The 20430-nt window shown below is 73.2% G+C and carries 17 protein-coding genes; 7 read left to right on the top strand and 10 right to left on the bottom strand.

The window, feature by feature from the left end:
* Positions 1-157: 157 nt before the first annotated feature.
* A complete protein-coding gene (locus JK359_RS23110; protein ID WP_201838808.1) occupies positions 158-1963 on the top strand; it encodes a bifunctional metallophosphatase/5'-nucleotidase in 1806 nt (601 codons plus the stop codon).
* An 85-nt stretch (positions 1964-2048) separates the two neighbouring features.
* On the opposite strand, the gene JK359_RS23105 is transcribed toward JK359_RS23110, so the two are convergent.
* From JK359_RS23105 to JK359_RS23080, 6 genes are all read right to left on the bottom strand, one after another.
* A complete protein-coding gene (locus JK359_RS23105; RefSeq protein ID WP_201838806.1) occupies positions 2049-3461 on the bottom strand; it encodes a lysine N(6)-hydroxylase/L-ornithine N(5)-oxygenase family protein in 1413 nt (470 codons plus the stop codon).
* Positions 3458-4816: a pyridoxal phosphate-dependent decarboxylase family protein gene (locus JK359_RS23100; RefSeq protein WP_201838804.1), complete on the bottom strand. Its 1359-nt coding sequence runs from the start codon at positions 4814-4816 to the stop codon at positions 3458-3460. The genes JK359_RS23105 and JK359_RS23100 overlap by 4 nt, the downstream gene beginning before the upstream one ends.
* A gap of 190 nt (positions 4817-5006) precedes the next feature.
* On the bottom strand, positions 5007-5831 hold the full coding sequence (locus JK359_RS23095) for an NAD(P)H-binding protein (RefSeq protein WP_201838802.1): 825 nt from the start codon (positions 5829-5831) through the stop codon (positions 5007-5009).
* 108 nt (positions 5832-5939) lie between these two features.
* Positions 5940-8450, bottom strand: a complete 2511-nt coding sequence (gene pepN, locus JK359_RS23090) for an aminopeptidase N (protein WP_201838800.1) — start codon at positions 8448-8450, stop codon at positions 5940-5942.
* Between the two features lie 79 nt (positions 8451-8529).
* A complete protein-coding gene (locus tag JK359_RS23085; RefSeq protein WP_201838792.1) occupies positions 8530-8880 on the bottom strand; it encodes a chorismate mutase in 351 nt (116 codons plus the stop codon).
* A 34-nt stretch (positions 8881-8914) separates the two neighbouring features.
* On the bottom strand, positions 8915-9805 hold the full coding sequence (locus tag JK359_RS23080) for a helix-turn-helix domain-containing protein (protein WP_201838790.1): 891 nt from the start codon (positions 9803-9805) through the stop codon (positions 8915-8917).
* Positions 9806-10008: 203 nt separating this feature from the next.
* Between JK359_RS23080 and JK359_RS23075 the strand changes: the two genes are divergently transcribed.
* Positions 10009-11916 (top strand): glycoside hydrolase family 35 protein, encoded by a 1908-nt coding sequence (locus JK359_RS23075; RefSeq protein ID WP_201838788.1) that lies wholly within the window; start codon positions 10009-10011, stop codon positions 11914-11916.
* 80 nt (positions 11917-11996) lie between these two features.
* The gene (locus JK359_RS23070) at positions 11997-12878 is read left to right on the top strand and encodes a hypothetical protein (protein WP_201838786.1); all 882 of its coding nucleotides are present in this window, start codon (positions 11997-11999) and stop codon (positions 12876-12878) included.
* 214 nt (positions 12879-13092) lie between these two features.
* On the opposite strand, the gene JK359_RS23065 is transcribed toward JK359_RS23070, so the two are convergent.
* Positions 13093-14025 carry an SDR family oxidoreductase gene (locus JK359_RS23065; RefSeq protein ID WP_201838784.1) on the bottom strand — a complete coding sequence of 311 codons (933 nt, stop codon included), beginning with the start codon at positions 14023-14025 and terminating at the stop codon, positions 13093-13095.
* Positions 14025-14861: an SDR family oxidoreductase gene (locus JK359_RS23060; protein ID WP_307788246.1), complete on the bottom strand. Its 837-nt coding sequence runs from the start codon at positions 14859-14861 to the stop codon at positions 14025-14027. The genes JK359_RS23065 and JK359_RS23060 overlap by 1 nt, the downstream gene beginning before the upstream one ends.
* A gap of 101 nt (positions 14862-14962) precedes the next feature.
* Between JK359_RS23060 and JK359_RS23055 the strand changes: the two genes are divergently transcribed.
* The 4 genes from JK359_RS23055 to JK359_RS23040 are packed head-to-tail and all read left to right on the top strand — an operon-like array spanning position 14963 to position 18371.
* Positions 14963-15706, top strand: coding sequence for an enoyl-CoA hydratase family protein (locus JK359_RS23055; protein WP_201839040.1), 744 nt, complete (start codon positions 14963-14965; stop codon positions 15704-15706).
* On the top strand, positions 15707-16558 hold the full coding sequence (locus JK359_RS23050; RefSeq protein WP_201838782.1) for a CoA transferase subunit A: 852 nt from the start codon (positions 15707-15709) through the stop codon (positions 16556-16558).
* Positions 16555-17313: a CoA-transferase subunit beta gene (locus JK359_RS23045; protein ID WP_201838780.1), complete on the top strand. Its 759-nt coding sequence runs from the start codon at positions 16555-16557 to the stop codon at positions 17311-17313. Before JK359_RS23050 ends, JK359_RS23045 begins: the two co-directional genes overlap by 4 nt.
* The gene (locus JK359_RS23040) at positions 17313-18371 is read left to right on the top strand and encodes an NAD(P)H-dependent flavin oxidoreductase (RefSeq protein WP_201838778.1); all 1059 of its coding nucleotides are present in this window, start codon (positions 17313-17315) and stop codon (positions 18369-18371) included. The genes JK359_RS23045 and JK359_RS23040 overlap by 1 nt, the downstream gene beginning before the upstream one ends.
* A gap of 193 nt (positions 18372-18564) precedes the next feature.
* Here JK359_RS23040 and JK359_RS23035 read toward each other — a convergent pair whose 3' ends face one another.
* Positions 18565-19722, bottom strand: a complete 1158-nt coding sequence (locus JK359_RS23035) for an acetyl-CoA C-acetyltransferase (RefSeq protein WP_201838776.1) — start codon at positions 19720-19722, stop codon at positions 18565-18567.
* 29 nt (positions 19723-19751) lie between these two features.
* Positions 19752-20408: a TetR/AcrR family transcriptional regulator gene (locus JK359_RS23030; RefSeq protein ID WP_201838774.1), complete on the bottom strand. Its 657-nt coding sequence runs from the start codon at positions 20406-20408 to the stop codon at positions 19752-19754.
* Positions 20409-20430: the final 22 nt, after the last annotated feature.

The raw sequence follows: 20430 nt of genomic DNA, 5'->3' as shown, positions 1-20430 counted from the left end.
CTTTGGGCGAAGGGTTATTGACAAGTGTTGAATTGTGCGGTGGTCCGCTCCTATGAGCGATGGTCACCAGATCGCAACCTCCCGTACCTGTTGCCGTAGGTCATGTTCAGGTCAGAATCTACGCGCGTCGTTCACCATGCGCCAAGGAGACCTGAAGATGCCGTTGAACCGCCGGAAGTTCCTGAAGAAGTCCGCCGCCACCGGGGCCGGAGTGGCGATCACCGGAGCGGCGACGGCTCCGGCGGCCGAGGCGGCGGACGGAAGCCACCCCGCGCACCCCGTGAAGCGGTACTCGCTGACGGTCATGGGCACCACCGACCTGCACGGCCACGTCTTCAACTGGGACTACTTCAAGGATGCGGAGTACTCCGACAAGGCGGGCAACGCCATGGGCCTCGCCCGCATCTCCACCCTGGTCAACCAGGTGCGCAAGGAGAAGGGCCACTGCAACACCCTGCTGCTCGACGCCGGTGACACCATCCAGGGCACCCCGCTGACCTACTACTACGCCAAGGTCGACCCGATCACCGCCAAGGGCGGCCCGGTGCACCCGATGGCGCAGGCCATGAACGCGATCGGGTACGACGCGGCGGCGCTCGGCAACCACGAGTTCAACTACGGCATCGAGACGCTCCGCAAGTTCGAGGACCAGCTCGACTTCCCGCTGCTCGGCGCGAACGCCGTGGACGCCAGGACGCTGCGGCCCGCCTTCCCGCCGTACTTCATGAAGACCTTCCACGTGCCGGGCGCCAAGCCGGTCAAGGTCGCCGTCCTGGGCCTGACCAACCCGGGCATCGCGATCTGGGACAAGGCCTACGTGCAGGGCAAGCTGGCGTTCCCGGGGCTGGAGGAGCAGGCCGCCAAGTGGGTGCCGAAGCTGAAGTCGATGGGCGCCGACGTGGTCGTCGTCTCGGCCCACTCGGGTACGTCCGGCACGTCGTCGTACGGCGACCAGGTGCCGTACGTGGAGAACGCCGCGGCCAACGTGGCCAGGCAGGTGCCCGGTGTCGACGCCATCCTGGTCGGCCACGCGCACGTGGAGATCCCGGAGCTGAAGGTCGTCAACGAGAAGACGGGCAGGACCGTCGTGCTCTCGGAGCCGCTGTGCTACGCCGAGCGGCTCACCCTGTTCGACATCGAGCTGGTGTTCAGCAAGGGCCGCTGGGAGGTCGAGTCGGTCTCCGCCTCGCTGCGCAACTCCAGCACGGTCGCCGACGACCCGAAGATCACCAAGCTGCTGGCCGACGAGCACAAGAAGGTCGTCGCGTACGTCAACCAGGTGGTGGGCCGGGCGACCGAGACCCTGACGACCGTCGAGGCCCGCTACAAGGACGCCCCGATCATCGACCTGATCACCAAGGTCCAGGAGGACGTGGTGAAGGCCGCGCTGGCCGGCACCGAGTACGCCTCGCTGCCGGTGATCGCCCAGGCCTCGCCGTTCTCGCGGACCTCGGAGATCCCCGCCGGGAACGTCACCATCCGGGACCTGTCGAGCCTGTACGTGTACGACAACACGCTGGTCGCCAAGCTGATGACGGGCGCTCAGGTGCGAGCGTACCTGGAGTACTCGGCGGAGTACTACGTCCAGACGGCTCCCGGCACGGCCGTCGACGTGGACAAGCTGACGAACGCGGGCAACCGTCCGGACTACAACTACGACTACGTGTCGGGCATGGCGTACGACATCGACATCGCCCAGCCGGCCGGGTCGCGCATCAAGAACCTCACCTTCAACGGGGCCCCGCTGGACGACGCCCGGCAGTTCGTGCTCGCGGTGAACAACTACCGTGCCAACGGTGGCGGTGCCTTCCCGCACGTCGCCTCGGCCAAGGAGCTGTGGTCGGAGTCGACGGAGATCCGCACCCGGATCGCGGAGTGGGTGACCGCGAAGGGTGTCCTGGACCCGAAGGACTTCGCGTCGGTGGACTGGAAGCTCACGCGGAACGGCACGCCGGTGTTCTAGGGCACCGGCTGCCTCTCGTCCCCGCTTCCTTCCGTTCCCGCTTCCTTTCGCCCCCGCTGCCTTTCGTCGCTGCCTTTCGTCCCCGCTACCTTTCGTCGACGAGTGGAGTGAGCCGCTTGGGCTGTCTGGCCTGCGGCACCCTGTCCGCGGGCTCCTCCAGCCCGAACGAGGTGAAGGCCGTCCGGGAGGGGAGCGGGTACGGCTCCTTCCCGGTGAGCGAGTTGAGGATGGTCGCGCTGCGCCAGGCGGCCAGGCCCAGGTCCGGGGCGCCGACGCCGTGCGTGTGCAGCTCGGCGTTCTGGACGTGGACGGCGCCGGTGACCGAGGGGTCCAGGACGAGCCGGAACTGCTCGTCGATGCGCGGGCGTTCGCTGCTGTCCCGGCGGATGTAGGGGTCGAGTCCGGCGAGGAGGCGGTCCAGCGGGCGGTCGCGGTAGCCGGTGGCCAGGACGACGGCGTCGGTCGTCAGCCGGGAGCGGCTGTCCTGCTGGAGGTGTTCCAGGTGCAGCTCGATCTTGGTGGTGGCGATCCGGCCGGCCGTGCGGACGCGGACGCCCGGGGTGAGGACGGCGTCGGGCCAGCCTCCGTTCACGGTGCGCCGGTACAGCTCGTCGTGGATGGCGGCGAGGGTGCCGGCGTCGATGCCCTTGTGCAGCTGCCACTGGGCGGCGACGAGCCGGTCCCGGACGGGCTCGGCGAGGGCGTGGAAGTAGCGCGTGTAGTCGGGCGTGAAGTGCTCCAGGCCCAGCTTGGAGTACTCCATCGGGGCGAACGCCTCGGTGCGGCCGATCCAGTGCAGCTTCTCCCGGCCGGCCGGGCGGTGCCGGAGCAGGTCGAGGAAGACCTCGGCGCCGGACTGGCCGGAGCCGACGACGGTGACGTGCCCGGCGGCGAGGACGGCGTCGCGGTGGTCGAGGTAGTCGGCGGCGTGGACGACGGGTACGCCGGGCGCGTCCACCAGGGGTTTGAGCGGGTCGGGCACGTAGGGGGCGGTGCCGATGCCGAGGACGATGTTGCGGGTGTAGGTGCGGCCGAGGGCCTCGGCCTCGCCCTCGGCGTCGAGTTGGGTGTGGTCGACCTCGAACACGTCCCGTTCGGGGTTCCAGCGGACGGCGTCGACCTGGTGGCGGAAGCGGAGCCCGGGCAGCGCTTCGGCGACCCAGCGGCAGTAGGCGTCGTACTCGGCGCGCTGGATGTGGAAGCGCTCGGCGAAGTAGAAGGGGAAGAGCCGTTCGCGGGCCCTCAGGTAGTTGAGGAAGCTCCAGGGGCTGGTCGGGTCGGCCAGGGTCACCAGGTCGGCGAGGTAGGGCACCTGGATGGTGGCACCCTCGATGAGCAGGCCGGGGTGCCAGTCGAAGCCGGGGCGCTGTTCGTAGAAGACGGCGTCCAGTTCGGCGAGCGGGTGGGCGAGGGCGGCGAGGGAGAGGTTGCAGGGGCCGATGCCGATGCCGACCAGGTCGCGCGGGGACGCGGGCTCGTGGCGTGGGGGGTGGGTCATGCGGGGGTGCTTCCTTCGACGAGTTTGAGCAGGTGGGCCAGGTCGTCCGGCCGTGCGTGGGGGTTGAGGAAGGTGGCCTTGAGCCACAGGCGGCCGTCGGCCCGGGCGCGGCCGAGCACGGCCCGGCCCTCCTGCAGCAGCCTGCGGCGTACGACGGCCACGGTGGCGTCGTCCGCGTCGGCGGGCCGGAACAGGACGGTGCTGATGACGGGCCGGGCGTGGAGTTCGAGGCCGGGGTGGTCCTGCACCAGCGAGGCGAATTCGCGGGCTCGTGCGCAGACCTGGTCGACCAGGGCGCCGAGGCCGCTGCGGCCCAGCGTCTTCAGGGTGACGGCGATCTTCAGGATGTCGGGGCGGCGGGTCGTGCGCAGGGAGCGGCCGAGCAGGTCGGGCAGTCCGGCCTCGGTGTCGTCGTCGGCGTTCAGGTAGTCGGCGCGCTGTCGGAGGGCGGCGAGTTCGTGGGGGCGGGCGACGGCGAGGAGGCCGGCGGCGACCGGCTGCCAGCCGAGTTTGTGCAGGTCGAGGGTGACGGTGTGGGCGGCTTCGAGGCCGGCGAGCCGGTCGCGGTGCCGGTCGCTGAAGAGGAGACCTCCGCCGTAGGCCGCGTCGATGTGGAGCCGGGCGCCGTGGGCGGTGCACAGGCCCGCGATCTCGGGCAGCGGGTCGATGAGCCCGGCGTCGGTGGTGCCGGCGGTGGCGGCGACCAGCAGCGGACCGGGGAGCGCGGTGAGGGCCTCGTGCAGCGTGGCCGGGTCGAGGGTGCCGTGGGGTGTGGGGACGACGACCGGCTCGGGCAGGCCGAGCAGCCAGGCGGCGCGGGCGAGGGAGTGGTGGGCGCCGGCGCCGCAGACCAGCTGGACGGTGCCGCCGTGGGCTTCGCGGGCGAGCAGCAGGGCGAGCTGGTTGGACTCCGTGCCGCCGGTGGTGACCAGGGCGTCGGCGAGGCCGGCGGTGCGGGCGAGGGTGCGGGCGACCGCGGCTTCCAGGGCGGAGGCGGCCGGGGACTGGTCCCAGGAGTCGAGGGAGGGGTTGAGGGCGCTCGCGGCGAGGTCCGCGGCGGTGGCCACGGCGAGCGGCGGGCAGTGCAGGTGGGCCGCGCAGAGCGGGTCGGCGGGGTCGGCGGCGCCCTCGGCCAGGGCTTGTACGAGGGTGTGCAGGGCGTCCGGGTCGCCGGTGTCGGGCAGGACGTCGCCGAGGGCGTCGGCGACGCGCGCGGCGACGCCGTCCGGTCCGCCGGCGGGCAGTGGTCCGCCGCGCCGGGCGGCGCCGGCCGCGAGCGCGTCGAGCACGGTGTCCAGGAGGGGCCGCAGGGCGTCGGGGCCGCCGGGGCCCGAGGCGAGGGGCGGCAGGCTCATGGGCTCTCCTCCGGGCACGGGTCCGCCCGGCGGGCTTCTGGGGCCCGGGGCGTCCGGCGTGTGGGCGGACTTCCAGCTTGTACCGGAAGGGAGCCCTGTGTCCCGAAAGCCCGGCGAACGGAACCCGAAAGTGTGTACTGCCCTAGCGGGAGGGGCCGTTGGGACACGAGGGGAGGTGTGCCGCCGCCGGCTAGGCCCGGAAGTCCCCGGCGTGGTCGCGGGCCCACTCGGCGAAGGTGCGGGCCGGGGTGCCGGTCAGCTTCTCCACCGTGCCGGTGATCTCCGGGGGTACGCCGACGGTCTCCGCGAAGCTCTGCAGCAGCCGGTCGCGCAGTTGCGGCGGCAGGTCAGGGAACAGTTCCGGGCCGGCCTCGGCCGGGTCGACCTCCTGGAACGTCAGCTTCCTGCCGAGCACCGCGCCGATCGCGGCGACCTGATCGGCGTTGCTCGTCGCCGCGGGGCCGGTGAGCCGGTGCACGGCGCCCTCGTGCCCGTCGTCGAGCAGGACGCGCTCGGCGACGGCCGCGATGTCGTCCTCGTGGATGGGCGCGGAGAGCCCGCCCGCGAAGACGCCCCGGACGGTGTCGCCCGTGCGGATCTGGGGCGCCCACTGGAGCGCGTTGGTGGCGAAGGCGTTGGGCCGCAGGAACGTCCAGGCGAGCCCGCTGTCGCGGATCTGCCGTTCGACGGTGGCGTGCATGACGTGGATGGGGTGGGTCTCGTCGGCGCCCTCCTGGATGATGCCGCTGGAGAGCAGGACGACGTGCCGCACCCCCTGTGCGCGGGCCGCCTCCAGCAGCGGGGCGGCGTCGGCCAGGGCGTACAGGAAGAGCTTGGTCGCTCCGCCGAAGAGGGTGGCGGGGTCGTCCGGCCGGAACCGGACGACCTCCGCCCGCTCGGGGAGCGCGGCCCGCTGCGGGTCCCGGGTCAGGGCCCGGACGGGCTGTCCCGCGGCGAGGAGACGGTCGAGGAGGGCACGGGCGACGTTGCCGGTCGCTCCGGTCACTACGATCACGGGGCTGCCTCCGGGGGCTCGGTCTGGTCGTCGACCGTCCGAGCCTAGGAAGGGCGGCCGGCCCCGCGCATCGTCGGCAGGGACCAGCCGCGCCCTACGTCGTCGGTCCTACGCCCGCTGCGCGGCCGCCCGGTCGCCCTGCCCGTCGCGCACCTTCAGGGCGCGGGACAGGTCGTCCAGCCGGTCGGCGAGGGTGCGGCGCAGGGCCGGGGTGAGGTCGGCGTCGCGCAGACAGGCCTCGCCGGACCGCACGTGGCCGGCGTCGACGGCGTGGGCCGGGAAGCACCAGCGGCCGGCGGCGACCGCTATGGCGGGGCCGCGGCGGGCGGCGACGGCGACCGCGTCCTCGTAGAAGCGGGGGACGTACTCCCGTACCAGTTCGGCCTGTTCGGGCTGCCAGAAGCCCTGGGCGGTGGCGGTGAAGAGGTAGTTGGACAGGTCGTCGCCGGCGAACATCGCCTCCCAGGCCGCGCGCTTGGCGGCCGGGTCGGGCAGGGCGGCGCGGCAGCGGGCGGCGCCTTCCTGGCCGGTGGCGCTCGGGTCGCGCTCCAGTTCTGCGGCGATGGCGCTCTCGTCGGTGGCGCCGAGTACGGCGAGCCGGGCGAGGATGCGCCAGCGCAGCTCGGGGTCGAGTTCCGGGCCGCCGGGCACGGTGCCGTCGGCGAGCCAGGCGGCGATGGTCTCCGGGTGGGCGGCCACGCCGATCAGGTGGCGTACGGCGATCAGCCGCAGGCCGGGGTGCTCGCCGTCCTCGGTGCGCCGCAGCAGGTCGCGGCAGAGGGAGGCGAGCGTGGCCAGGGCGGCGGGACGGTCCTCCGGCGGGAGGTACTGGTCGGTGATCTGGCCGGCGGCGAAGGCGAGGACGCCCTGGACGACGGCCAGGTCGGTCTCGTGGGGCAGGTGGGCGCGGGCCGTCTCCAGGTAGGCGGCGGGCGGCAGTTCGCCGTCGCGGACGGCGTCCCTGAGGGCGTTCCAGACGACCGCGCGGGTGAGCGGGTCGGGCAGGCCGGACAGGCCGGTGCGCAGGGTCTCGAAGGAGCCGGCGTCGAAGCGGACCTTGGCGTAGGTGAGGTCGCCGTCGTTGAGCAGGACGAGGGCGGGGCGCTTGCCGATGGGCTGCGGGGCGGTCTGCGGGATGTCGAGGGAGATGCGCTCGCGCAGCACCAGCCGGCCGGCGTCGGCGACGTCGTGGTCGTACAGTCCGGCGCTCAGGCGGTGCGGGCGGCTGCCCGCGTGGTCGACGGTGAGGCTGCAGGTGCCCTCGGCGGAGACGACGGCCGGGGTGAGCGTGTCGACGCCGGTGGTGCTCAGCCAGGTGTCGGCCCAGGCGTGCACGTCGCGGTCGGTGGCGGAGGCGAGGGAGTCGATGAAGTCGGCGAGGGTGGCGTTGCCGAACTTGTGCCGGGCGAAGTGGGTGTTGATGCCGGCGAGGAAGTCCTTCTCGCCCAGCCAGACGGCCAGCTGGCGCAGGGCGGAGGCGCCCTTGGCGTAGGAGATGCCGTCGAAGTTGAGCAGGGCGGAGGCCGTGTCGTCGACGTTCTCGGGGGCGACCGGGTGGGTGGTGGGCCGCTGGTCGGCGTCGTAGCCCCAGGCCTTGCGGGTGACGCCGAACTCGGTCCAGGGGTCGGTGAAGCGGGTGGCCTCCGCGGTGGTCTGGTAGCCCATGTACTCGGCGAAGGACTCGTTCAGCCAGATGTCGTCCCACCACTTGAGGGTGACGAGGTCGCCGAACCACATGTGGGCCATCTCGTGCGCGATGACCATAGCGCGGGTCTGCCGCTCGGTGTCGGTGACGGCGGAGCGGTAGACGAAGTCGTCGCGGAAGGTGACGAGGCCGGGGTTCTCCATGGCGCCCGCGTTGAACTCGGGGACGAAGGCCTGGTCGTAGGAGTCGAAGGGGTACGGCTCCTCGAACTTCTCGTGGTAGCGGTCGAAGCACGCGCGCGTGATGTCGAGGATCTCGTCGGCGTCGGTGTCGAGGTGGGGTGCGAGGGAGCGGCGGCAGTGGATGCCGAAGGGCAGGCCGCGGTGCTCGCTGTGCACCGAGTGCCAGGGGCCGGCGGCGACGGCGACCAGGTAGGTGGAGATCAGCGGGGTGGTCGCGGCCTGCCAGAGGCCGTCGCCGCGGTGCTCGGTGACGCCGTTGGCGAGGACGGTCCAGCCCTCGGGCGCCTTGGCCGAGACCTCGAAGACGGCCTTGAGGTCGGGCTGGTCGAAGGCGGCGAAGACGCGCTGGACGTCGTCCATGAACATCTGGGTGTAGACGTACGTCTCGCCGTCGCTGGGGTCGGTGAAGCGGTGCATGCCCTCGCCGGTGCGGGAGTAGCGCATGACGGCGTCGACGCGCAGTTCGTGCTCGCCGGCGGTGAGGTTCTTCAGCGGCAGCCTGTTCTCGTCCAGCGACTCGGGGTCGAGCGGCTGTCCGTCGAGCGTGACCGTGCGCAGCTGGGCGGGCTTCAGCTCGACGAACGTGTCCCCGTCGGTCCGGGCGGTGAACCGGATCACGGTGCGGGAGTCGAAGGTCTCGTCACCGGTCGTGAGGTCCAGTTCGACCGTGTAGCGGTGGACGTCGAGGAACTGTGCTCGGAGCTGCGCTTCGTCGCGCGTGAGTACGGACATGCAGGCCATGCTGCCTGATGGGACCGACAGCGCACAGGGGTGGGCCGGATTACGGCTTTTGTCCCCTGCGCGCCGGTGGTCAGTCCTGCTGCGCGGGCTGCCCGTTGTGGGTGTCCTCGGCGATCCGCTCGTGGTGCCGGATCACCTCGGCGATGATGAAGTTGAGGAACTTCTCGGCGAACGCCGGGTCGAGCTTGGCGTTCTCGGCGAGGCTGCGCAGCCGGTCGATCTGCCGGGACTCGCGGGCCGGGTCGGCGGGCGGCAGCTTGTGCAGCGCCTTGAGCCGGCCGACCTGCTGGGTGCACTTGAAGCGTTCGGCGAGCATGTGGACGACGGCCGCGTCGATGTTGTCGATGCTGTCGCGCAGCCGATCCAGTTCCTGGCGGACGTCGGGGTCCACGGAACCGGTGCCGGGGTTGCTGGTGGTCATGACCGTCAACCCTATGCGCTGCGGTGGCCCTGTCTCACGGGGTGTCCGGGGACTGGATCATCGGCGGATCGTCCGGGTCCGGGACGCGGTCGCTCCAGCCGCCGGGGACGCTGCGGCCCTGCTGGGCGCGGAAGCGCACGGGGGCGAGGCCCACGCGGCGGGTGAACAGCCGGGAGAAGTAGGCGGGGTCGTCGTACCCGACGCGGCGTGCGACGGCCGCGACGGGCAGCTCGGTGGCGGCGAGCAGTTCCTTGGCGCGGCCGAGGCGGATGCCCAGGAGGTAGTCCTTGGGGCTGCACCCGGCGGCCCGGCGGACCGCGCTGCGCAGCTCGGCGGTGGTCATCCCGTGCCGGGCGGCGTGGCCGGCGACGCTCATCGGCGTGCAGGCGTCCCGGGCGAGTGCCTGGAGCAGCTCGTCGCCGTCGGGGGCGAGGTCGGCGCGGGCGCGGCGCAGGGCGACGAGGAGTTCGTGGACGGCGGCGCCGGTCTCCACCTCCAGCAGCGGGTTGCCGCGGCGGGCTGCCCGGGCGATGCGGGCGATGACCGTGCGGGGTCCGGAGGCGTCGGAGAGCGGGACGACGGGCCGGTCGGGCTCGATGTGGCCGAGTTCGGTGTAGGCCGCCGTTGCGGGGCCGGTGAAGTCGACGAAGCCCTCGTCCCAGCCGGTGTCCCGGTCGGGGGCGTAGTGGTGGGGCACGCCGGGGGTGAGCCACAGCAGTGCGGGCGCGGTCACGGTCGTGCGGCGGCCGTCGGCGCCCCGGTACCAGCCGCCGCCGGAGCTGATCACGACGGCCACGTGGTGGTCGAGGGTGCGCGGGCCGACCGTGGGCAGCGTGCCGTGCTGCAGTCCGACACCGAGGCAGACCAGGCCGAGGCGGTGGTGGACGGGGCCGGGGCTGAAGAACCGCATCCAGGTCTGGTACATCCGCGCTCCTCCCCGGCGCCGGCGGCCTGCCTGCCCGTCCGCCTGACTGCCTGCCTGCCCGTCCACCTGACTGCCTGCCCGTCCGTCCGTCCGTCCGCCTGTCCGACTGTCCGCCTGTCACGGACGTACGCAGGGACTTTTGTCCAAGCAGCGCCGATCTTCGTCCATGGTGCCGATCGCCGGAAGAGGTGAGGCTGAGGAGCATGAACGAGTTCGGGGTGGGGGAATCCGGCTTCCTGCTGGACGGGCGTCCGGTACGGCTGCTGTCCGGCGCGCTGCACTACTTCCGGGTGCACGAGGCGCAGTGGGGGCACCGGCTGGCGATGCTCCGGGCGATGGGCCTGAACTGCGTGGAGACGTACGTCCCGTGGAATCTGCACCAGCCGCGGCCGGGCACCTCCCGGGACGTGCAGGCGGTCGGCCGGTTCCTGGACGCCGTGCGGGAGGCGGGGCTGTGGGCCGTCGTGCGGCCGGGGCCCTACATCTGTGCCGAGTGGGAGAACGGCGGCCTGCCGGCGTGGCTGACCGGCGAGACGGGCACGCGCGCGCGTACGGGCGACGAACGCTACATGTTCCACGTCCGGAACTGGTTCCGGGAACTGCTGCGCGAGATCGTGCCCCGCCAGCTCGGCCGCGGCGGCCCGGTGCTCATGGTCCAGGTGGAGAACGAGTACGGCAGCCACGGCAGTGACGCCGGCTACCTGCGGGAGCTGGCCGGGCTGTTGCGGGCCGAGGGGGTCACGGTGCCGCTGTTCACCTCGGACGGCCCCGAGGACCACATGCTGACCGGCGGCTCGCTGCCCGGGGTGCTCGCCACGGTGAATTTCGGCTCCCACGCGCGCGAGGCCTTCGAGACGCTGCGCCGGCACCGGCCCGAAGGCCCGCTGATGTGCATGGAGTTCTGGTGCGGCTGGTTCGACCACTGGGCCGGCGAGCACGTCGTACGCGACCCTGCGGAGGCCGCGGGGGCGCTGCGCGAGATCCTGGAGTGCGGGGCCTCCGTGAACCTGTACATGGCGCACGGCGGCACGAGTTTCGGGGGCTGGGCGGGTGCCAACCGGGGCGGCGGAGAGCTGCACGAGGGTCCGCTGGAGCCGGACGTGACCTCGTACGACTACGACGCGCCCGTGGACGAGTACGGCCGCCCCACCGAGAAGTTCTGGCGCTTCCGCGAGGTGCTCGCCGAGTGCCGCCCCGGCCCGCTGCCCGGCCTGCCGCCGCAGCCCGCCGTGCTGGCCGCCCCGGCCGAAGTCACGCTCACCGGCTGGGCACCGCTGTCCGCCGTCCTGGAGACGCTGGGCGGCACCGAGACGGTCACGCCCGTGCCGCCCACCTTCGAGGAACTCGGGATCACCCGGGGCCTGGTCCGCTACGCGGTCGAGGTGCCGGGCCCGCGGCGGCCGTACCCGCTGACCGTGCGCGGGCTGCGGGACCTCGCGGTGGTGTACGTCGACGGCGAGCGGGCCGGGGTGCTCACCGAGGAGGACCCGCGGCTCGAGGAGCCCGTGGCGGGTCCCGCGCGGGTGGAGCTGTGGGTGGAGTCCCTGGGGCGGGTGAACTACGGGCCGCGGTTCGGCGAGGCGAAGGGCATCACCGGCGGTGTCCTGCACGAGCGGCAGTATCTGCACGGGGTACGCGCGCGCGGGCTGGACCTCGACGCGTTCACCGGCGGCGTGGCGGAGGTGCCGTTCGGTGCGCCGACCGGGCGGGGGGAGCCGGGGCTGTACCGGGGCACGGTCACGGTGCGCGGCGCCGGGGACGCCCGGCTGGAGCTGTCCGGCCGTACGCGCGGTTTCGTCTGGATCAACGGTTTCGCCCTGGGCCGCTACTGGTCGGTCGGCCCCCAGCGGTCCCTGTACGTCCCCGGCCCGGTACTGCGCGAGGGCGAGAACGAGGTGTGGGTGCTGGAGCTGGAGGGGAGCGAGGACGCGTACGCGTGCGCGGGCCGGCAGGGCGGCGGGGGCGTGGACGAGGAGACGGGCGCGGGCACGTACGCGTGCGCGGGCGAGCAGGGCGGCGGGGGCGTGGACGAGGAGACGGGCGCGGGGGTGGACGCGGGGGTGGGCGTGGGTGCATCGGGTCGGTCCGTGCTGCGCCTCCTGCCCGTGTGACCCGCCGTGCGCACCCGCGCCCACCGGGGCTCTCTCCGCCTACAGTGGAGTGGAGTTCCGGCGTCTTTGGGGGTGCGGACGTGGCGAACGGCGGACCGGTCGAGCACGGCTACCCGCATCTGGAGACGGTGCGGGCCGCCGTCACCGCGCTGTACCGGCGCCTGTCCCCCGACACCGTGCAGACGTTCTCGGTCAGCGTGGCCCCCGCCGACGTGGCGTTCTGCGACACCGACGACCTGCACCTGGGCGCGCAGCGCGTGGCCCGGGAGATGGTGCGGCACTTCAGGCTGCCGGATGCGCGGCTGATCGTCGGTTTCCGGGAGATGACCCACGCGGCGAACGTCGAACTGGCTGCGGGCCCCGAGTACTTCGTCGAGCTGAACGACCGCTTCCGTACCCATCGCAGGGACATCGGCGCGGCACTCGCGCACGAGGTGGCGCACGTCTACCTGCACCGGCTGGACCTCGCCTTCCCCACCACGGCCGAGAACGAGATCCTCACGGACACGGTGACGGCCTACCTGGGCGCGGGCTGGCTGCTGCTGGACGCGTACCGGGAGGACGGCGTCTCCTCGCAGAAGCTGGGCTACCTCACCCCGGAGGAGTTCGGCTACGTCCTCGCCAAGCGTGCCCTGCTCTTCCGCGAGGACCCGTCCGTGTGGTTCACCAGCCCGCAGGCCTACAGCGCGTACGTCAAGGGCATGGCCCTGGCCCGCCAGGACGGGCAGCAGCCGCCGCTGACCGGGGCCGGCTGGGCGGGCCGCCGCCGCTACGCCCACGACCGCCGGCACGCGCCCGGAGCACCGCCGAGCGCTCCCTACGCGTTCACCTCCGACCCCGCCGGGCGGCTCCGTGTCTCGTTCCCCTGTCCGACCTGCCACCAGCGGATCCGGGTCCCGGTTCGCGGGCGCGTCCGCGCGCGGTGCGGGTTGTGCCGGACGGTACTGGACTGCGACACCTGAGCCGCCCCGCCCCGGCGACCGAAAGCCCCGGCACCAGCGGCCACGCTCCCGCGTGCCCGGCCGGTGCGCCGTCGACCACGGCCCACACCCAGCCGAAGCCGCCCGCCATCAGCAGCGCAACATCGTCGGCGTGCGAGGAGTTCAGCACGGAGGAACTGCGAACGGCGGTCCGCTTCCCGTCCGTCATGGTGCCGCCGGGCGGAGGGCCGCCGCGTCACGCCCCGTACACCGCGCCCGGCGGCTCGGCCTCCGACAGCAGTTCGCGTGCCCTCTCCCCCGCTTCCGCCGGTGTCCAGCGGGCTCCCTTGTCGGCCGTGGGCCCGGGCCGCCAGCCCTCCATGACGGTGATCCGGCCGCCCTCCGCCTCGAACACCCGCCCGGTCACGCCCGCGCTCGCGGCCGAGCCGAGCCAGACCACGAGGGGGGAGACGTTCTCGGGGGCCATCGCGTCGAAACCGGTGGCCGGGGCGGCCATGGCGGCGGCGAAGGCGCCTTCCGTCATGCGGGTACGAGCGGCCGGTGCCACGGCGTTGACCTGAATGCCGTAGCGGCCCAGTTCGGCCGCCGCGACCAGGGTCAGCCCGACGATCCCGGCCTTGGCGGCGCTGTAGCCGCCCTGCCCCACCGAGCCCAGCAGGCCGGCCCCGCTACTGGTGTTCACGACCCGGGCCACCGGGGTGCGCCCCGCTTTGGCCTCGGCCCGCCAGTGCGCGGCGGCGTGCTTCAGCGGCAGGAAGTGACCCTTGAGGTGGACGCGTACCACGGCGTCCCAGTCGTCCTCGGTGAGGTTGACCAGCATGCGGTCGCGCAGGAAGCCGGCGTTGTTGACGAGGGTGTCGAGCCGGCCGTACGTCTCGACGGCGGTCGCTACGAGGGAGGCGGCGCCGTCGCTCGTGGCGATGTCACCGGCGTGTGCGACCGCCTCGCCGCCCGCGGCGCGGATCTCGGCCACGACGGCGTCCGCCGGGCTCGCACCGCCCGGCTCTCCGTCCGGTCCGGCACCGCCCGGCGTGCCGTCCGGTCCGACACCGAGGTCGTTGACGACGACCCGGGCGCCCTCGGCGGCGAAGGCCAGCGCATGGGCCCGGCCGAGCCCGCGGCCGGCTCCGGTGACGGCCACCACCCGGCCTGCGCAGATTCCGCTCATCAGCTCTCCTTGACGGCAGTCGGTGCGTCCGGGGCGTCGGCTCCGGCGGTCCCGGTGACCGGAGCGTCGGGTCCCGCTGTCACGGCCTCCGGGGCGTCGGCTCCGGCGGTCGCGGCGTCCAGGAACGCGGGGCGCTCGCCGCCGCCGTGTACGTGCAGGCTCGCCCCGCTGATGTAGCCGGCGGCCGAGGACGCCAGGAAGACGGCGGCGGCGCCGACATCGGCCGGGACGGCCAGCCGGCCGAGCGGGACGGTGCGGGCGACGGCGGCGATACCGTCCGGGCCGCCGTAGTGCGCAGCGGAGCGTTCGGTGCGGACCATGCCGACCACCAGCGTGTTCACGCGCACCTCCGGCGCCCACTCGACGGCCATGGAGGCGGCCAGGTTCGCCAGTCCGGCCTTGGCGGCGCCGTAGGCGGCCGAGCCGGGCGAGGGGCGGCCGCCGCTGACACTGCCGACCATCACGACGGAGCCCCTGCTGCGCCTGAGGTGCTCGTAGGCGGCGAGGGACGCGGTCAGCGGGGTGATCAGATTCAACTCGACGACCCGGGCGTGCCGTTCGGCGTCGGCGTCGGCCAGTCTCCGGTACGGCGTGCCGCCCGCGTTGTTGACGAGTACGTCGAGCCGGGGCAGCGCGGCGAAGAAGGCCCGGACGGCGGGTGGGTCGCGCAGGTCGAGCGGGGTGAACTCCACACCGTCCAGACGCTCCTGCGGTGGTCTGCGGGCGCAGGCCAGGACGTGGGCGCCGGCCGCGGCGAAGGCCCGTGCGATACCGGCCCCGACCCCTCGGGTGCCGCCCGTGACGACGACGGTGCTGCCGCGCAGTGAGTTATCCACAGGGCCTCCCGCTTGTCTGCGCCGACTGCTAGCGTCGAAGCCGTCACACCTAACAAATGTTTGGTGGAAAGGCGTTGAGTGCGAAGGTAGCTGATGTCTCCATGGGTGTCTCCACCTCGTCCCCGGAAAAGGGGATTTCGTTGGTCACGGTCGACTTCCCGCCGGTCAACGCGCTGCCGGTGACCGGATGGTTCGCGCTCGCCCGGGCGGTGCGGGCGGCGGGCGGCGATCCGGAGGTCCGGTGCGTCGTGCTGGCCGCCGAGGGGCGCGGGTTCAACGCGGGCGTCGACATCAAGGAGATACAGGCGGCCGGACAGGCGGCCCTGATCGGCGCCAACCACGGCTGCGCGGAGGCGTTCGCGGCGGTGTACGAGTGCGAGACACCGGTCGTCGCGGCGGTGCACGGGTTCTGTCTGGGCGGCGGGATCGGCCTGGTGGGCAGTGCGGACGCGATCGTGGCGAGCGAGGACGCCACCTTCGGGCTGCCCGAGCTGGACCGGGGCGCGCTGGGCGCGGCGACCCACCTGGCCCGGCTGGTCCCGCAGCACCTGATGCGCGCCCTGTACTTCACGGGGCGCACGGCGAGCGCCGCCGAGCTGCACCGGCACGGCTCGGTCTGGCGCGTGGTGCCGCCCGGTGAACTGCGGGCGGCGGCGCTGGAGCTGGCCCGGGAGATCGCCGCCAAGGACGGACGGCTGGTGCGGATGGCCAAGTCCGCCATCAACGGCATCGATCCGGTCGACGTGCGCCGCAGCTACCGCTTCGAGCAGGGCTTCACCTTCGAGGCCAACCTCAGCGGGCTGGCCGACCGGGTCCGCGACACGTTCGGGAAGGAGGGCGCGTAGATGGGCGACAAGACGATGACCGCCGAGGAGGTGGTCTCCCGGCTGGCGAGCGGGATGACCCTCGGCATCGGCGGCTGGGGTTCCCGGCGCAAGCCGATGGCGCTGGTCCGGGCGCTGCTGCGGTCCGGGATCGGTGATCTCACCGTCGTGTCGTACGGCGGCCCGGACGTCGGCATGCTGGCCGCCGCCGGCCGGATCCGCAGGCTCGTCACGGCCTTCGTCACCCTCGACTCCGTTCCGCTGGAGCCGCACTACCGGGCGGCGCGCGAGCGCGGCGGCCTCGAACTGACCGAGGTGGACGAGGGGATGTTCCTGTCGGGGCTGCAGGCGGCGGCGCACCGGCTGCCGTTCCTGCCGGTGCGTGCGGGAGCCGGCTCGGACGTCATGCGGGTCAACCCGCAGCTGCGGACGGTGACGTCGCCGTACGCGGACGGGGAGACGCTGGTGGCCATGCCGGCCCTGCGGATGGACGCGGCCCTGGTGCACGTCAACCGCGCCGACCGGCTGGGCAACGGCCAGTGCCTGGGCCCCGACCCGTACTTTGACGACCTGTTCTGCGAAGCGGCGGACGCGGCCTTCGTGTCCTGCGAGCGGATCGTGGACACGGCCGAGCTGACCAAGGAGGCGCCCCCGCAGTCGCTGCTCCTCAAGCGGCTCGCGGTGACCGGCGTGGTGGAGGCGCCGAACGGCGCGCACTTCACGTCCTGCGCGCCGGAGTACGGCAGGGACGAGGAGTTCCAGCGGTGGTACGCCACCACACCCTGGGCGGAGTTCGCCGAGCGGTTCACCGGCGCGGACGAGGCGGCGTACGGGGAGGCGGTGCGGCGGTGGCGGAAGGAGCGGGAGGGATGAGCACGGTGGGGACGGCGGTCACCCGCGCCGAGTACTGCGTGATCGCGTGCGCCGAGGCCTGGCGGGGCGCCGGGGAGGTGCTGGCCAGTCCGATGGGGCTGATCCCCGCGCTGGGCGCGCGGCTGGCCCGGCTGACCTTCGCGCCCGACCTGCTGCTGACCGACGGCGAGGCCCTGCTGGTCCGCCCGGACGGCACCCCGGAGGGCTGGCTGCCCTACCGGCAGCACCTGGCGCTGGTGGCGGGCGGGCGCCGGCACGTGATGATGGGCGCGAGCCAGCTCGACCGGTACGGCAACCAGAACATCTCCTGCATCGGCGACTGGTCCCGCCCCCGCAGGCAGCTGCTCGGGGTGCGTGGCGCGCCGCTGAACACACTGAACAACGCGACGAGTTACTGGGTCCCACGGCATTCGGTACGGGTGTTCGTGGAGCGGGTCGACATGGTCTGCGGAGTGGGGTACGACCGGGCGGCGGCCCTCGGGGACACGGCCCGCTTCCACCGCATCGCCGGGGTCGTCTCCGATCTCGGGGTGTTCGACTTCGCCACGCCGGACCACTCGATGCGGCTGGTCTCGTTGCACCCCGGGGTGAGCGTGGAGCAGGTCCGGGCGGCGACGGGGTTCCCGCTGGCGGTGCCGGACGAGGTGCCGCGCACGCGGGAGCCCGGGGCGGAGGAGCTGCGGCTGATCCGTACCGTGCTGGATCCGGAGGGCGCCCGCATGCGCGAGGTGCCGGCGGAGGGGGCGAGGGGCTGATGGAGACCGCGCTGACCCGGCTGGTCGGGGTCCGCCATCCGGTCGTGCAGACCGGGATGGGCTGGGTGGCCGGTCCCCGCCTGGTCTCGGCGGCGGCGAACGCGGGCGCGCTCGGTGTCCTGGCCTCCGCGACGATGCCGCTCGACCGGCTGCGCGACGCGATACGGGAGGTGCGCTCGCGTACGGACGCGCCGTTCGGGGTGAACCTGCGCGCGGACGCGGGCGACGCGGGCGACCGGGTGCGGATCCTGGTGGAGGAGGGCGTGCGGGTGGCGTCGTTCGCCCTGGCCCCGTCCGCCGAGCTGATCGCCGAACTGAAGGCGGCGGGGGTGGTGGTGATCCCGTCCGTCGGTGCCCGGCGGCATGCCGAGAAGGTGGCGGCCTGGGGCGCGGACGCGGTGCTCGTGCAGGGAGGCGAGGGCGGCGGGCACACCGGCGAGGTGGCGACGAGCGTGCTGCTGCCGCAGGTGGTGGACGCGGTGCGGATACCGGTGGTGGCTGCGGGCGGTTTCTTCGACGGGCGGGGCCTGGTGGCGGCGCTGGCGTACGGGGCGGCCGGGGTGGCGATGGGCACGCGGTTCCTGCTCACCTCCGACTCGACGGTGCCGGACGCGGTGAAGGCCCGATACCTGGCGGCGACGGTCCGGGACGTCACGCTGACCCGGGCGGTGGACGGCCTGCCGCACCGGATGCTGCGCACGGACCTGGTGGACGCCCTGGAGCGGTCGGGCCGGATACGTGCCTTCGGGCACGCGGTGCGGCGGGCGGCCGGCTTCCGGCGGCTGTCGGGGCTGACCTGGCGGCAGCTGGTCCGTGACGGTCTCGCCCTCCGGCACGGCAAGGAGCTGTCCTGGAGCCAGGTCCTGCTCGCCGCGAACACGCCGATGCTGCTGAGGTCGGCGATGGTGGACGGCCGTACGGACCTCGGGGTGATGGCGGCCGGGCAGGTCGCCGGGGTGATCGACGACCTGCCGTCCTGCGCGGAGCTGGTGGAACGGATCATGAAGGAGGCGGAGGATGTGCTGACCGGACTGGCGGGGCTCGGACCGGTCCGTTGACCGTCACCGTGGTCGGCGGCGTCGTCAGCGGCGCCGGTTTCCGATCCCCGGTCGGGGCGGCGGACGGCCGCGGCGCGGTCCCCGCCGTCCGGCCACCCTTCGCACCGGTCACCGGCGTTCGACGAACGCCTCCCCGTCACCGGCGTTCGACGAACGCGTCACCGTCACCGGCGTTCGGTGAAACGGGTCTCCGTCAGAGGCGTTCGATGACGGTCACGTTGGCCTGGCCGCCGCCTTCGCACATGGTCTGGAGGCCGTACCGGCCGCCGGTGCGCTCCAGTTCGTGCAGGAGGGTCGTCATCAGGCGGGCGCCGGTCGCGCCGAGGGGGTGGCCGAGGGCGATCGCTCCGCCGTTGACGTTGACCTTGCCGGGGTCGGCGCCGGTCTCCTTCAGCCAGGCGAGGACGACCGGGGCGAACGCCTCGTTGATCTCGACGAGGTCGATGTCGTCGAGGGTCAGGCCGGTCTTCTTCAGGGCGTGCGCGGTGGCCGGGATGGGCGCGGAGAGCATGCGGATAGGGTCCTCGCCGCGCGCCGAGAGGTGGTGGACGCGGGCGCGGGGGCGCAGCCCGTGCTGCCGGACGGCCCGCTCGGAGGCGAGCAGCAGCGCCGCTGCCCCGTCGGAGACCTGGGAGGAGCAGGCGGCGGTGATGGTGCCGCCGTCGAGGACGGGCCGCAGTGCGGCCATCTTCTCCGCGGAGGTGTCCCGGCGCGGGCCCTCGTCCACAGTGACCTCACCGTGGGGGACGGTCTCGCGGTCGAAGCGGCCGGTGTCGATCGCCCAGATCGCGCGCCGGTGCGAGCGCAGGGCGAACTCCTCCTGTTCCTCACGGCCGATGCCCCACTGGGCGGCGATCATCTCGGCGCCGGCGAACTGGTTGACGGGCTGGTCGCCGTAGCGGGCGCGCCAGCCGGTGCTGCCGAGGAAGGGACCGTCGGTGAGGCCGAGCGGGACGGCCGCCTGCCGGGAGGCGAAGGCGATGGGGACCTGGGACATGTTCTGCACCCCGCCGGCGACCACCAGGTCCTGGGTGCCGGAGAGCACGGCCTGCGCGGCGAAGTGGACGGCCTGCTGCGAGGAGCCGCACTGCCGGTCGACGGTCACGCCCGGCACCTCCTCGGGAAGGCCGGCGGCCAGCCAGCAGGTGCGGGCGATGTCCCCGGCCTGCGGCCCCACCGTGTCCAGGCAGCCGAAGACCACGTCCTCGACGGCGGCCGGGTCGATCCCGGAGCGCTCGACCAGCGCCGTGAGGACGTGCGCGCCCAGGTCGGCCGGGTGGACCCCGGCGAGCCCTCCCCCGCGCCGCCCGACGGGCGTGCGGACCGCTTCGACGATGTAGGCCTCGGCCATGGCGACTCCCTCGACGGAGAAGGGGGGTGTTATCGGTGCTCTTCCGGTCCGCTCTGTTCGGCTCGGCCGTGCCGCTCGTCGCGCACGGCGATCCCGTCCAGCACCATCGACAGGTACTGGCGGGCGATCTCCTCGGGGGTGTGCCGGCCGCCGGGCCGGTACCAGGAGGCGGCGACCCACACGGTGTCCCGGACGAACCGGTAGGTGAGCCGGACGTCCAGGTCCGCGCGCAAGACGTCCTCGGCGACCCCGCGTTCCAGGGTGCTGAGCCAGGCCTTCTCGAACCGGCGCTGGGACTCGGCGAGGAACGCGAACCGGTCCTGGGCGGCGAGTTGCCTGCTCTCCTTCTGGTAGATGGCGACGGCGGCGCGGTGCCGGTCGATCTCCCGGAAGGACTCGGTGACCAGGGCCTCCAGCGTCTCGCGGGGACCGAGTCCGGAGGCGAGGACGGTGTCGTAGCCGTCCCACAGTTCGTCGAGGAAGGTCCGCAGGATCTCCTCGAGCATCGACTCCTTGGAGTCGAAGTGGTAGTAGAGGCTGCCCGCGAGCATCCCGGCGTGGTCGGCGATCCTGCGGACGGTGGTGGCGTTGTAGCCGTGCTCGGCGAACACCTCGGCAGCGGTGTGGAGGAGTTCGCCGCGCCGGGCCGCAGCCGCGGTCACCTGGGGCTTCTTCTTGGTCGGCACGCACCCATTGTGGTCTGCTCCG

Source organism: Streptomyces actinomycinicus (genome assembly GCF_016741775.1).
GTDB lineage: Bacteria > Actinomycetota > Actinomycetes > Streptomycetales > Streptomycetaceae > Streptomyces > Streptomyces actinomycinicus.
This window is presented reverse-complemented; position numbering and strand designations above follow the sequence as displayed.

What these genes read in the sequence shown, in the direction of transcription:
- JK359_RS23105 (WP_201838806.1), bottom strand. Translation starts at nt 3,461, where the DNA reads ATGACCCACCCCCCACGCCACGAGCCCGCGTCCCCGCGCGACCTGGTC.
- JK359_RS23050 (WP_201838782.1), top strand. Translation starts at nt 15,707, where the DNA reads ATGGGCGACAAGACGATGACCGCCGAGGAGGTGGTCTCCCGGCTGGCG.
- JK359_RS23045 (WP_201838780.1), top strand. Translation starts at nt 16,555, where the DNA reads ATGAGCACGGTGGGGACGGCGGTCACCCGCGCCGAGTACTGCGTGATC.
- JK359_RS23075 (WP_201838788.1), top strand. Translation starts at nt 10,009, where the DNA reads ATGAACGAGTTCGGGGTGGGGGAATCCGGCTTCCTGCTGGACGGGCGT.
- JK359_RS23085 (WP_201838792.1), bottom strand. Translation starts at nt 8,880, where the DNA reads ATGACCACCAGCAACCCCGGCACCGGTTCCGTGGACCCCGACGTCCGC.
- JK359_RS23065 (WP_201838784.1), bottom strand. Translation starts at nt 14,025, where the DNA reads ATGAGCGGAATCTGCGCAGGCCGGGTGGTGGCCGTCACCGGAGCCGGC.
- JK359_RS23055 (WP_201839040.1), top strand. Translation starts at nt 14,963, where the DNA reads ATGGGTGTCTCCACCTCGTCCCCGGAAAAGGGGATTTCGTTGGTCACG.
- JK359_RS23035 (WP_201838776.1), bottom strand. Translation starts at nt 19,722, where the DNA reads ATGGCCGAGGCCTACATCGTCGAAGCGGTCCGCACGCCCGTCGGGCGG.
- JK359_RS23040 (WP_201838778.1), top strand. Translation starts at nt 17,313, where the DNA reads ATGGAGACCGCGCTGACCCGGCTGGTCGGGGTCCGCCATCCGGTCGTG.
- JK359_RS23080 (WP_201838790.1), bottom strand. Translation starts at nt 9,805, where the DNA reads ATGTACCAGACCTGGATGCGGTTCTTCAGCCCCGGCCCCGTCCACCAC.
- JK359_RS23110 (WP_201838808.1), top strand. Translation starts at nt 158, where the DNA reads ATGCCGTTGAACCGCCGGAAGTTCCTGAAGAAGTCCGCCGCCACCGGG.
- JK359_RS23100 (WP_201838804.1), bottom strand. Translation starts at nt 4,816, where the DNA reads ATGAGCCTGCCGCCCCTCGCCTCGGGCCCCGGCGGCCCCGACGCCCTG.
- pepN (WP_201838800.1), bottom strand. Translation starts at nt 8,450, where the DNA reads ATGTCCGTACTCACGCGCGACGAAGCGCAGCTCCGAGCACAGTTCCTC.